The organism is Lewinella sp. IMCC34183 (assembly GCF_003390915.1).
Classification (GTDB): Bacteria; Bacteroidota; Bacteroidia; order Chitinophagales; family Saprospiraceae; genus Neolewinella.
This window is the reverse complement of the sequence record NZ_QMEM01000001.1, coordinates 266,551-279,026: the sequence shown is the minus strand read 5'-3', so window position 1 is coordinate 279,026 and position 12,476 is coordinate 266,551. Positions and strand designations below refer to the sequence as shown.

The window sequence follows — 12,476 nt, the reverse complement described above, 5'->3', positions numbered from 1 at the left end:
ACCGTTCTAAACCCAATGAAGTTTTTCCGCCTCTTACCCTTTTCCTTGCTCCTGTTTTCCGCTGCATCCACCGATGCCGAAGTGGGGTGGGGAGAATGGGTCGTGGACTGGTTCTCCAGCTGGTTCGTGGAGGCACCCGCGGAGACGCTCCCCGTCGCCGCGCCGGCCCCGGTCGCCGCGGCCGATCTGGCGCTGTTCTCCGTCGTGCCGGGCTCGGATACCCTGACACGCACCACGGGGTGGCCCTACGTAAGCGTGGACGCCGCTGCCGACGTCGACCGGCGCGAACGCCTGCTGGCGCAGACCGTCCTGGCAACCAATCCGGCGGGCCGTCTGCCCCTGGTCACCGCTTCCGCGGTCCGTATCCTGTACCAGGAAGGCCAACGGCCGGATTACTTTATCGATATGGCGCGCCGCTTCGCCGACGTGCAGGCCGTGGCCTTCGGCGACCGCCTTGCACCCGCGCTTGCCGCCGCCCCCGATCTGCCGACGCTCGTGGTCGTGACCGATCCCCCCACCAGCGTAGCTCCGGCGCACTGGTACCGGGCGCTGTATTCCCTCGGGAACTTTACCCTGATCCACTACGGCACTCCTGACCTGGTGACGGACCTGCCGACCGGCTGGGAGTGGGTGAATTGCCTGTTACGGGCCAAGGAAAGCGAGTCCTTCGTAGCCCAGGCCGTATTCGGGGCCCAGGAGCTCAACGGTCGATTCGCGGACGGCACCGGACTGGAGCTACCCGCCGTCCGCACCGGCTTCCGGGAGCCCGAGGCCACCGGTGTGGACCGCGAGCGCCTGGGCGCGCTGGATCAGGTGATCAATCGCGCCATCCGTTTCGGCGCGACGCCGGGCGCCCAGCTGGCCGTCCTGAAGGACGGAGAAGTGATCTACGAGCGAGCCTACGGCAACCACCGCTACCGCCGCAGCGAACCGGTACGGGTGTCTGACCTCTATGACCTGGCCTCGGTGACTAAAGCTGCGGCAACCACCCTCGCCGTCATGAAGCTATACGACGAGGGTCGGCTGCGCCTCGACGCCCGGGTCAGCGATTACCTGCCGGAGTACCGTGACCGTACCCCCGGCCGATACCGCATCGATCAACTGCTCACCCACCACACGGGACTACAGAGTAATCTGCCCCTGTATCCCTACCTGCACGAACCGTTCCTCTCCAACGTGCCTACGGCGGAAAACACCCTCGCCCTTAGTCCCCGGCGCTACCTGGCCAGCGACGTGCCCGCCCGGCTGCGCGCGGATCTTGCCCGTCTCGACCATACGCGTCGGCCGGTGTACCGCTACAGCGACGTCAATTACGTATTGCTACAATTTATCGTGGAAGCCATCGCCGGAGAAGGCCTCGACACCTACGTGGCGCGTAACTTTTACGAGCCCTTGGGGCTGCGCCATTTGTCGTTCCGTCCCCTGGAGCGCTTCGGGGAACGTCAGCTGGTGCCCACCATCGTAGACAAGTGGATGCGGCGCGGGGAGCTGCGGGGCTATGTCCACGACGAGGGAGCCGCCCTGCTCGGCGGGGTGGCCGGTCACGCGGGGCTGTTCGGCAACGCCTCCGACCTGGGACGGCTGTTCCAGCTGCTACTCGACGGGGGGGCGTACGACGGCCGCCAACTTCTTTCGCGTGCCACCGTTGAACGGTTTACCGAGCAGGGGCCGTACAACCGGCGCGCGCTGGGCTTCGACCGGCTGGCGGCCGGCTACGCCAGCGTCGTGCGGGCGGGCGCATCGGACCGCACCTTCGGTCACACCGGCTTTACGGGCACCTGCGTGTGGGCCGATCCCGACAACGACCTCGTATTTGTGCTGCTTACCAACCGCACGTATCCGGATCCCGACAACAGCAAGTTTATGAAGTACGGGACCCGCAGCCGTATGCAGCGCGACCTGTACCGCGCCCTCGGCAGTTTCCGCTCAGCCACCGCGGCGTGAGCTCAGGCCAGCCCGGAGCGAAAGGGAACGAACCGACATAAGCCCAGCTCCTCCTCTTCATAGCTATCGGAAGCCCGCTTCGTGATGCGCAGCAGTCGCTGATCCGCCTCCTCCGGTCCGACGGGGATAACCATGATCCCGCCTACGGCCAGCTGGTCGAGCAATGGCTGGGGAATTTCCGTAGCCCCGGCGGTGACTAAAATGCGGGCGTAGGGAGCCATCTCCGGTACGCCCCGGTTGCCGTCACGAAGAAAGAAGCGAATACCCCGGTCCAGGCGTAACTTTTTCAGGGTAAGCTTGGCTTTCCGGAAGAGGGGTTTGTGACGTTCCACGGTAAAAACGCGACCGCCCAGCAGGGACAGCACCGCCGCCTGATAGCCTGATCCGGTACCGATTTCCAGCACGCGCTGCCGTGGCAGGAGTTGTAGGGCGGTGGTTTGCCAGGCTACGGTAGAGGGTTGGCTGATGGTCTGTTCACAGTCGATGGGGAAGGGTTCGTCACGGTAGGCCCAGTCCCCGAAGGAGCTGTCCAGGAAGGAATGCCGCGGTATGTTGGCCATTACGTCAAGCACCCGGTCGTCAAACTCACCCGCGGCGCGCAGTCCGGTAATGAGTCGTTTACGTTGTCCGCGGTGCCGAAAACCATCTTCCATGTTACTTCAGTTGGCCGGCCAAGTCGGCGGGGGAGTAGTTGAGGTTCTTGAGCACCTTGTTATCGCTGTTGCGGTATACCAGCCAGTGATCGCCGCTGCGTTCCACGCGGCCCTCCTGCCCGAGCGACCGGTAGTGTTCCACGGTAGCTTCGGCCTCGGCGCGCGAGGCGCAGGTTTTGCTCATATTGGAGCGGTGAACCTCGTCGAATAAGGCTTTAAAGCGGTCGCCAAGACCGAATTCGAGTACGGCTCCGCTCAGTACGTATTGCAGGTCGGCCAGGGCGTCGGCTACTTCCACGATATCCCCGTCGGCGATCGCGGCTTGCAGCTCGTCCAGCTCCTCCTGCAGCAGATTCACCCGCAACCGGCTGCGGTCCGGGGGCGGGAGCGCAGGTGCCGTGCACACCGGAACGTGGAACGTACGATGGAATTCGGCGACCGCGGCCAGGGCATCGGGACTTTTCATACAGCTTGTTTGAGGAGGGGCGAATATAGCACAAACGGGGGTGGCTGCTTCGGTGCGACCGTGGATTACAGCCGTGGAACTTTATCGGACGTCTGAGTAAATACCCGATAAAAACAGGAAAAAAGGGGTATAGAATAGCGGCCGATAGGTGGGTGTGGTGCTCAGCTTCGCAATTTATTTTGTGCAACAAGGAAAACAAGAAACTTTAATTGCGTGATTTTTCTATTTGCGGAACTATTTTAGAAGTTTGTGCTGGTAATGTCCGCTCTCTGCTTGTCTTGGCAACTGTAATTAACCGGTTGTAATGGTCGTGGAACATTGTGCCGGTTTAATGTATCAGCTATCTTGTGTGTTCGATAAGGGTAAATGCGCCACGGCGTACGAGCCCCTCACCCCCCATAGCCCTCTGAACAATGCAATACCAAGATACTACCCCCCGCGAACCCGGCCTCTACACGCCCCACCTCGAATCCGACGCCTGTGGAACGGGTTTTGTAGCCAACCTGAACGGTGAGGCCAAGCACAGTATCGTCAAGGATGCGCTGTCTATGCTGGTCAATATGGAACACCGGGGTGCCTGTGGGTGTGAGCCGAATTCGGGCGACGGCGCTGGGATCCTGACGCAGGTGCCCGACGAGTTCTTCCGCCGCAAGTTGTCCGAAATGGGCAAGCAGCTTCCCCCCTTCGGGAAGTACGGTGTCGGCCAGCTGTTTCTCCCCGCCGAAAAGGAGCTGAGCCAGCGCTGCCGCTTCCTGTTCGAGGATTACTGCGACGAACTCGGCTTCGACGTGATCACCTACCGAAAGAACCCCCACGATCACGACGAAGTAGGTCCCACGAGCCAGGGTGCCAAGCCCCGGATGGAGCAGATCTTCGTGGAGCCGCGCACGGAAATGGAGCCCGCGGACCTGGAGCGTAAGCTGTACGTTCTGCGGAAGTTTGCCACCCACCGCATTCACGATACCTACCCCGAGACGCGCGACCAGTTCTACCTCTGTTCGTTCAGCTACAAGACCATCGTATATAAAGGCCAGCTGACCACCTGGCAGCTCCCCGGATTCTACAACGACCTGCAGGACCTGAGCTACAAGTCCGCGATCGCCCTCGTGCACAGCCGCTTTTCCACCAACACGGTGCCGAAGTGGAAGCTCGCCCAGCCCTTCCGCATGATCGCCCACAACGGCGAGATCAATACCGTACAGGGTAACGTCAACTGGTGGAAATCGAAGGAAAGCCTGATCCGGAAGACCTCCAACTTCACCGAGGAGGAGCTGGACATGATCTACCCCGTCTGCGGTAGTATGCTTTCCGACTCCGCCAACTTCGATAATGTCCTCGAATTTCTCACCATGAATGGCATGAGCATCCCTCATGCCCTCATGATGATGATCCCGGAAGCCTGGCAGCACGACGAAGCCATGCCCGACTACAAGAAGGCCTTCTACGAATACAGCAAGGCGTTGATGGAGCCCTGGGACGGTCCCGCTTCCATCTGCTTCACCGACGGTATCCTGGTGGGCGCTACGCTCGACCGCAACGGCCTGCGCCCGAGCCGCTACTGCCTCCTCGACGATAACACCCTCATCGTTGCCTCCGAGGCCGGCGCCCTTAAGGTCGACCAGAAAAAGGTCGTCAAGAAGGGGCGGCTGCAGCCCGGCCGTATCCTCGTGGCCGACCTGCAGGAGCACCGCGTTATCGGCGACGAGGAGCTGAAGGAGATCATCTGCCAGCGGTTGCCCTACCGCGACTGGCTGGACGAGCACAAGCAAGACATCAAGAACCTGCCGCTCTCGCGCAAGGCCGAGATCACCATGGATCAGAAGACGCTGTTCCGCCGGCTACAGCTATTCGGCTACACGAAGGAGGACCTCAGCGTGATGCTCGAGCCTATGATCAAGGGGGGGCAGGACCCCATCGGCTCGATGGGTAGCGACACACCGCTGGCCGTGCTGTCCCTGCAAAGCCAGCACATCGGCAACTACTTCAAGCAGCTTTTCGCGCAGGTGACCAACCCCCCGATCGACCCCATCCGGGAGCGGAGCGTGATGTCGCTCTACGCCATGCTCGGCAGCTCGGAGAACGTTATCGAGTCCACCGCCGCCAATGCGACCTACATCCACCTCGACACTCCGATCCTGAGCAACGACGAGGTGGCTAAGCTCCGCGAGCTGCACCACAAGAATTTCCGCGCCGGCGTCATTACCACCGTCTTCCCGGCCGACGGGCAGGGCGGCCGCCTGCAGGCCGCGGTGGAGCACATCCGCGCCCAGGCCGAGTCGATGGTGCGTAGCGGCTACAACATCCTGATCCTGAGCGACCGGGAAGCCGACAGCCACAGCGCCCCCGTGCCGAGCTTGCTGGCTCTGGGTGCCGTACACCATCACCTGGTCGCCAGCGGACTTCGGGCCCGTACCAGCATCGTGGTCGAGGGCGGAGATATCCGCGAGACCCACCACGTGGCCACGCTGATCGGCTACGGTGCCAGCGCGGTCTGCCCCTACATGGCCTACGCGGCCCTGGCCGACCTGCACGCCCGCAACGTCTTCGAGGAGGAGGGCTACGAGCTAAAGGACGTGATCAAGATCTACCGCAAGGCGGTGGGCAAGGGACTGCTGAAGATCATGTCGAAGATCGGCATCTCGACCCTTCAGTCCTACCAGGGGGCACAAATCTTTGAGATCCTGGGACTTAACCGCAAGGTCGTCGACGAATGCTTCCGGGGCTCCATCAGCCGCATCGAAGGCATCGGCTACGACGGACTGGCGAACGAAGTGCTGGTCCGCCACCACCTGGCCTATCCGAAGGAATACGTACCCAACCCGAAACTCGAGGTGGGGGGCGTCTACCAATGGAAGCGCCGCGGGGAGGCCCACACCTTCAACCCCAAGAGCATCCACTTCCTGCAGATCGCCGCCCGTAAGAACGACCCCGAGGCCTACGAGAAGTACCGCGACGCGATCAACGAGCAGACCGAGAAGGCCCTCACCCTGCGCGGCCTGCTGACGTTCCGCAAGACCGAGCCCGTACCGCTCGAGGAGGTCGAGCCCGCCGAGGCCATCATGAAGCGCTTCGCGACGGGTGCGATGTCCTTTGGGTCCATCAGCTGGGAGGCACATACCACCCTGGCCATCGCGATGAACAAGATCGGTGCCCGCTCCAATTCCGGCGAGGGTGGAGAAGACGAAGTCCGCTTCGAACTGGACGACAAGGGGCGCAATATGCGCTCCGCGATCAAGCAGGTAGCCTCCGGCCGCTTCGGCGTCACGAGCCACTACCTCACCAACGCCGACGAGCTGCAAATTAAAATGGCCCAGGGTGCCAAGCCCGGCGAGGGCGGACAGCTGCCCGGCCACAAGGTGGACGACTGGATCGGACGCGTCCGTAAGTCTACCCCCGGTGTAGGCCTGATCTCCCCGCCACCCCACCACGATATCTACAGCATCGAGGACCTGGCCCAGCTCATCTTCGACCTGAAGAACGCCAACCGCCGCGCCCGCATCAACGTCAAACTGGTGTCCAAGGCCGGTGTCGGCATTATCGCCTCCGGCGTAGCCAAGGCTCACGCCGATGCCATCCTGATCTCCGGCCACGACGGCGGTACCGGCGCCAGCCCGCTCAGCAGTATCCGCCACGCGGGACTGCCCTGGGAGCTCGGGCTGGCCGAGAGCCACCAGACGCTGGTGCGGAACAAGCTGCGCGACCGCGTCACTCTGCAGACGGACGGACAGATCCGTACCGGCCGCGACCTCGTGATCGCTACGCTGCTCGGCGCCGAGGAATACGGTGTAGCCACCGCCGCGTTGGTCGTGGAGGGCTGCATCATGATGCGCAAGTGCCACGTCAACACCTGCCCCGTCGGTATCGCTACCCAGAATCCGGAGCTGCGCAAGCGCTTCACCGGCGATCCCGAACACGTCATAAACTTCTTCCGCTTCCTGGCGGAGGATATGCGCTCGATCATGGCCGAGCTGGGCTTCCGCACCGTAAACGAAATGGTGGGTCGCGTAGAGCACCTGAAGATGAACAGCGAAGTAGAGCACTGGAAGTATCGCAGCCTCGACCTCAGCCCCATCCTCTATAAGGAAGTGGCCGACGAGTCGGTGGGCCTCTACAAGCGCGTGGATCAGGACCACGGCATCAGCGACGTGCTTGACCGCCGCCTGATCGCCTCCGCCAAGATCGCCCTGGAGGAAATGGAACCCGTCACCGGTTCTTTCGACATCAAGAACACGGACCGCAGCGTCGGCACCATGCTCTCCAACGAGATCAGCCGCCGCTTCCACGGGGAAGGCCTGCCCGACGGCGCCATCAAGTTCCGCTTCCGCGGTTCCGCCGGCCAGAGCTTCGGCGCCTTTGCCGCCAAGGGTATCGAGTTCCTGCTGGAGGGAGAAGCCAATGACTACTTCGGTAAGGGCTGCTCCGGCGCCCGGCTGATCGTGGTACCCGACCGGGTATCGACCTTCGACCCCCACGAGAACATCATCATCGGCAACGTAGCCTTCTACGGCGCGACCTCCGGCGAGGCCTACATCAAGGGGATGGCCGGTGAGCGCTTCTGTGTACGGAATTCCGGCGTGAAGGCCGTCGTCGAGGGCCTGGGCGACCACGGTTGTGAGTACATGACCGGCGGCGTGGTGGTAGTGCTCGGCGAAACGGGCAAGAACTTCGGAGCGGGGATGTCGGGCGGTATCGCCTACGTCTACGACCCCGAGGGCACCTTCGGCAACAGCGTCAATCCCGAGATGGTGGACCTGGAAGCGCTGGAGGAGTTTGACCGCAACCTGCTGAAGCAGATGGTCCGTAACCACTTTGCCTACACCAGTTCGAAACGTGCATTGGATATGCTCAACGACTGGGACACCGAGGAAGGTCACTTTGTCAAGGTGATGCCCCGCGACTACAAGGCTGCCCTCGCCAAGAAAGGGGAGCAACCCGACGTCGAGGTAAAGGTGGCGCAACTGGTCTAAGCACCCCAGCGTGAACAGGAAATAAACTAACGTAAACAGACTGGCTAGGTAGTGCGCCCGCGCCGTAACCGCCGAACGCTCCGCGCGCTACCCAGCAGGTAAAACGATAACTAACCATGGCAGATCCCACCGGATTCCTAAAACATACCCGAGAGCTACCCGGCAAGCGCCCCGTAGAAGTCCGCAAGACCGACTGGCAGGAACTTTACGAGCCCATGTCGGAGGAGAAGACCGTAACCCAGGCGAGCCGCTGTATGGACTGTGGCGTGCCCTTCTGCCACAGCGGCTGTCCGCTCGGCAATATCATCCCGGAGTTCAACGACGCCGTGTACGAGGAAGACTGGCGCGAGGCCTTCGAGATCCTGAGCTCCACCAACAACTTCCCGGAGTTCACCGGACGTATCTGTCCCGCTCCCTGTGAGTCGGCATGTGTCCTGGGCATCAACCAGCCGCCGGTTGCGATTGAGTTCATTGAAAAATCCATTGCCGAAGAGGCCTTCGAGCGCGGCTACGCCCGCCCCAATCCGCCTACTAGTCGCACCGGCAAGAAAGTAGCCGTGATCGGTTCGGGCCCGGCTGGCCTAGCTACCGCCGCCCAACTCAATAAGGCCGGGCATACCGTGACGGTCTTCGAGCGCAATTCCCGCGTGGGCGGCCTCCTCCGTTACGGCATTCCCGATTTCAAGCTCGAGAAGTGGGTCATCGATCGTCGTATCGAGCTCATGGAAGCCGAAGGGGTCAAGTTTCGCACCAACGCCAACGTGGGAGAGAACGTGGACGCCAAGCAGCTGGTCCGCGACCACGACGCCGTGGTCCTGGCCGGTGGCTCCACCATCCCCCGCGACATTCCGAGCAAGGGCCGTGAAGCACAGGGCATCCACTACGCCATGGAGTTCCTCGAGCAAAACAACAAGCGGGTGGCCGGCGATGACCTCAGCGACATGTACGAAATTCACGCCAAGGACCGCGATGTCGTCGTGATCGGCGGCGGAGACACCGGCGCCGACTGCGTCGGCACCAGCAACCGCCACGGAGCCCGCTCGGTCACCCAGATCGAGATCATGCCGATGCCGCCCACCGAACGCGGGGAGCACAGCTGGCCCAACTGGCCGATGATCCTGCGTACCTCCACCAGCCACGAGGAGGGGTGCGAACGGGAGTGGGCCGTGCTGACCGAGGAATTCGTAAAGGACGAAGAGGGTCACCTGTCCGGCATCAAGACAGTGCAGATTCGCTGGGGACGTGACCAGACCGGCCGCAACACCTTCGTCAAGATTCCCGGGACCGAGCGCGAGCTGCCCTGCCAACTGCTGCTGATCGCCGCCGGCTTCATGCATCCCCAGCACGAGGGCGTCCTGAATGACCTGGGCGTGGGACTCGACAGCCGCAAGAACGTAGCCGCCAGCCCCGAGCACAATTACCAGACCTCCGTCCCCAAGGTATTCGCCGCCGGCGACATGCGCCGCGGGCAGAGTCTCGTGGTCTGGGCCATCGCCGAGGGTCGGGAATGCGCCCGCGCGGTCGACGGCTTCCTGCGCAACGGAGAGTCCGTACTCGAAGGCCGCGACGAAGGCCGTCTGGAGCTGGATTTCGCCTGATCGTTGCCGGACCGGCAGCCGAAAGTTGTTGATTTTCCGACCTGGCGCTGCACCTGCGCGCCGCCGACCCGTTGGAAGGGAAAAACAACGACATGCAGTACCGGAAACTCGGAAAGACCAACTTTGACGTAAGCGAAATTAGCCTCGGCACCTGGCAGGTGGGAGGTAAGTGGGGTGAGCCCTTCAACGAGGCGACCGCCGAACGGATCATCAACGAGGCCATCGACGCCGGCGTCAATTTTATCGATACGGCCGACGTATACAGCGAGGGCCAGAGCGAAACCGCCGTGGGCAAGGTCGTCCGCGAACGCAGCGAGTACATCTACGTAGCCACCAAGTGCGGCCGGCAGATCAACCCCCATACGAACGAGAATTACAGCATCAACGCCCTGCGGAAGTACGTGGAGGACAGCCTGCAACGCATGAAGATCGAGCGCATCGATCTCATCCAGTTGCACTGCCCTCCGACGGACGTGTACTACCGTCCGGAGATCTTCGGCATTTTCGAGCGCCTGAAGGAGGAAGGAAAGATTCAGCACCTCGGCGTGAGCGTGGAGAAGGTAGAGGAAGCGATCAAGGCCATGGAATATCCCAACGTGGCCACCGTTCAGATCATCTTTAACCTGTTCCGCCAGCGGCCGGCCGAGCTGTTCTTCGAGCAGGCCCGGAAACACGACGTCGGCGTCATCGCCCGCGTGCCCCTCGCCAGTGGTCTGCTGACCGGCAAGTTTAACAGTGAGACCACCTTCGGGGAGGAGGACCACCGCCACTTCAACCGCAACGGCGAGGCCTTCGACCGCGGGGAAACCTTCGGTGGTGTCGATTTCGAGGAGGGGCTACGAGCGGTTAACCAGCTCAAAACCGTCTTCCCCAAGGAGGAAAACCTAGCCCCGGTCGCACTACAGTGGATCCTAAGCCACCCGGAGGTAAGCTGCATCATTCCCGGCGCCAGCAAGACGGAGCACCTCCGGTCGAACCTGTCCGTCGAGGAGCGCGAGCCACTCACCGACGCGCAAGTGGAACGCATGAACCGCATCTACGCGGAGCGAATCAAGCCGGAGGTGCACCAGCGGTGGTAATTACTGTGCTACCGTAAGCAGCGCGGTAAGAAAAATGATGAGGCTACCGGCCACGGCCATGACCACTTCCGCCCGCCGAGCGGGGGGTAGGGCCGTGCGCCGTCCGGCGAGCCGGAGTCCCGGGGATTCATGTAGGGCCGCCGCGCGGACAGCGCGGTTGTTGCGGCGATTCTGGAGCGGACTACGGGTCGGTTTGGGGGTGTGAAGCGGGGTCATTGGACGTTTATTTTGGGGTCGTTTACAAATGCGGCCGCAAAGATCGGTCTCTCCCGGGGGTGTAGCAACCCCATGACAAAATCATGTCCGGTTGACAGTTACAAATCAGGCGGTTTGCAGAATTTTGTATTGAGATGTAGGTACACGCAATTTAATCGCCCAGTTATACCGCCGGCGGAGCGATTATCGTCGCCGGGTTTTTTTAAAATTATTTGGACCCGCTCCGGGAACGCCGCTATTCCGTCACTTTCGCTTGCGTTTTTTGGTAGCGCGCTCCGCTTCTTCCATCAGTTCGGCCAGGCCCATACGGTCTTCCTTGCTCAGCGTCAGCGTTTCGCGGTACTGACTTCGGTCCAGGTCTACCACCTTGATGTCGTTACCGGTATACGCCTCTACCGCCCGCAGTAGCTCGTGCTCTTCGGGGGCGCAGAAAGAATAGGCCACGCCGCGGTGCTTGCCCCGGCCCGTCCGCCCGACCCGGTGTACGTAGTTGTCGGGTTGCTCCGGCAGGTCGTAGTTGATCACGTGGGTGACGTCGGGAATATCGATGCCCCGCGCGCTCACGTCGGTCGCCACCATGACGCGCTCCTCCCCGGCGCGGAAGGCAGCCAGGGCCGACTCGCGCTCCGCCTGTTCCATGTCGCCGTGTAAGGTGATGGTGGGGATGTTTACGCGCGCCATGGCCCTGGCGATGCGCTCGCAGCGGACGCGGGTGCGGGCGAAGACCAGCAGTTTGGCTTCGGGGTTCTCCTTGACGAAGCGCTCCAGGAAGAATCGCTTGTCATCCATGTCGATAAAGACCACCGAGTGGTCCACGTTCTTGCTGACCGGGTCCTTCGGCGAGATGCGAATGCGGATGGGGTTGCGTACCAGGGAATAGGCCAGTTTCTTGATGCGCTCGTTGATGGTGGCGCTGAAGAAAAGCGTCTGGTGGCGCTTCTGCAGGTGGCCGATGACGCCGCGGATGTCGTCGATGAAGCCCATGTCGAGCATCAGGTCGGCCTCGTCCAGCACCAGAATATCCACCCGCTCCAGGCGCAGGAGTTGCCGGCCGAGCAGGTCGTACATGCGGCCGGGGGTGGTGATGAGGAGGTCGAGTTCCTTGGTGAGCTGAGCGATCTGGGGTTCGATCTCCACGCCGCCGGTCAGGCCGAGTACCTGCACCCGCGTGCCCTGCGCCAGGGCGGTAAAGACGTCGGTGAGCTGCAGCGCCAGTTCCCGCGTGGGCACCATGACCAGGCAGCCGATGCCCGTCTCGCGCCGCTGGCTCTGCTTGCGTTCGTGCAGCTTCTGCAGGATGGGGATCGCGAAGGCCGCCGTTTTACCCGTGCCCGTCTGGGCAATAGCGAGCACGTCTTCCCCCTCCAGGATCGGCCGGATCGCGCGGTACTGGATGTCCGTCGGGCATTTCCAGCCTTGCTTGGCGATACTACGCTTCAGTTCGGGCGAGAGGGGATATTCGGAAAATTTCATGGGCGGGACTTGGGGCGGCGGCGCGCGGGTGCAGTGCAAAGAACGTGCTCCAGCGGCGGTTGGTTACGGGCGGGGTGGGG

The 12,476-nt window shown here is 62.3% G+C and carries 8 protein-coding genes; 4 read left to right on the top strand and 4 right to left on the bottom strand.

From position 1 onward, the window contains the following. Nucleotides 1-45 precede the first annotated feature (45 nt). On the top strand, nucleotides 46-1,944 hold the full coding sequence (locus tag DQG19_RS01175) for a serine hydrolase domain-containing protein (RefSeq protein WP_157974255.1): 1,899 nt from the start codon (nucleotides 46-48) through the stop codon (nucleotides 1,942-1,944). Nucleotides 1,945-1,946: 2 nt separating this feature from the next. Here the strand turns inward: DQG19_RS01175 and DQG19_RS01170 are convergent, their stop codons facing one another. Both DQG19_RS01170 and DQG19_RS01165 read right to left on the bottom strand, forming a co-directional pair. Continuing rightward, nucleotides 1,947-2,597, bottom strand: coding sequence for a protein-L-isoaspartate(D-aspartate) O-methyltransferase (locus tag DQG19_RS01170; RefSeq protein WP_116124397.1), 651 nt, complete (start codon nucleotides 2,595-2,597; stop codon nucleotides 1,947-1,949). 1 nt (nucleotide 2,598) lies between these two features. Beyond that, a complete protein-coding gene (locus tag DQG19_RS01165) occupies nucleotides 2,599-3,063 on the bottom strand; it encodes a nucleoside triphosphate pyrophosphohydrolase family protein (protein WP_116124396.1) in 465 nt (154 codons plus the stop codon). Nucleotides 3,064-3,476: 413 nt separating this feature from the next. On the opposite strand from DQG19_RS01165, the gene gltB reads away from it, so the two are divergent. From gltB to DQG19_RS01150, 3 genes are all read left to right on the top strand, one after another. Next, the gene (gltB, locus tag DQG19_RS01160; protein ID WP_116124395.1) at nucleotides 3,477-8,030 is read left to right on the top strand and encodes a glutamate synthase large subunit; all 4,554 of its coding nucleotides are present in this window, start codon (nucleotides 3,477-3,479) and stop codon (nucleotides 8,028-8,030) included. 116 nt (nucleotides 8,031-8,146) lie between these two features. Continuing rightward, the gene (locus DQG19_RS01155; RefSeq protein ID WP_116124394.1) at nucleotides 8,147-9,628 is read left to right on the top strand and encodes a glutamate synthase subunit beta; all 1,482 of its coding nucleotides are present in this window, start codon (nucleotides 8,147-8,149) and stop codon (nucleotides 9,626-9,628) included. Between the two features lie 92 nt (nucleotides 9,629-9,720). Continuing rightward, on the top strand, nucleotides 9,721-10,707 hold the full coding sequence (locus tag DQG19_RS01150; protein ID WP_116124393.1) for an aldo/keto reductase: 987 nt from the start codon (nucleotides 9,721-9,723) through the stop codon (nucleotides 10,705-10,707). Here the strand turns inward: DQG19_RS01150 and DQG19_RS01145 are convergent, their stop codons facing one another. Both DQG19_RS01145 and DQG19_RS01140 read right to left on the bottom strand, forming a co-directional pair. Beyond that, nucleotides 10,708-10,923, bottom strand: a complete 216-nt coding sequence (locus DQG19_RS01145; RefSeq protein ID WP_116124392.1) for a hypothetical protein — start codon at nucleotides 10,921-10,923, stop codon at nucleotides 10,708-10,710. It lies immediately after the preceding gene. Between the two features lie 243 nt (nucleotides 10,924-11,166). Then, nucleotides 11,167-12,396: a DEAD/DEAH box helicase gene (locus DQG19_RS01140; protein WP_116124391.1), complete on the bottom strand. Its 1,230-nt coding sequence runs from the start codon at nucleotides 12,394-12,396 to the stop codon at nucleotides 11,167-11,169. Between the last annotated feature and the right edge of the window lie 80 nt (nucleotides 12,397-12,476).

Coding starts and splice junctions, on each gene's coding strand:
- DQG19_RS01150 (WP_116124393.1), top strand. CDS start 9,721: ATGCAGTACCGGAAACTCGGAAAGACCAACTTTGACGTAAGCGAAATT.
- DQG19_RS01165 (WP_116124396.1), bottom strand. CDS start 3,063: ATGAAAAGTCCCGATGCCCTGGCCGCGGTCGCCGAATTCCATCGTACG.
- DQG19_RS01170 (WP_116124397.1), bottom strand. CDS start 2,597: ATGGAAGATGGTTTTCGGCACCGCGGACAACGTAAACGACTCATTACC.
- DQG19_RS01155 (WP_116124394.1), top strand. CDS start 8,147: ATGGCAGATCCCACCGGATTCCTAAAACATACCCGAGAGCTACCCGGC.
- DQG19_RS01140 (WP_116124391.1), bottom strand. CDS start 12,396: ATGAAATTTTCCGAATATCCCCTCTCGCCCGAACTGAAGCGTAGTATC.
- gltB (WP_116124395.1), top strand. CDS start 3,477: ATGCAATACCAAGATACTACCCCCCGCGAACCCGGCCTCTACACGCCC.
- DQG19_RS01145 (WP_116124392.1), bottom strand. CDS start 10,923: ATGACCCCGCTTCACACCCCCAAACCGACCCGTAGTCCGCTCCAGAAT.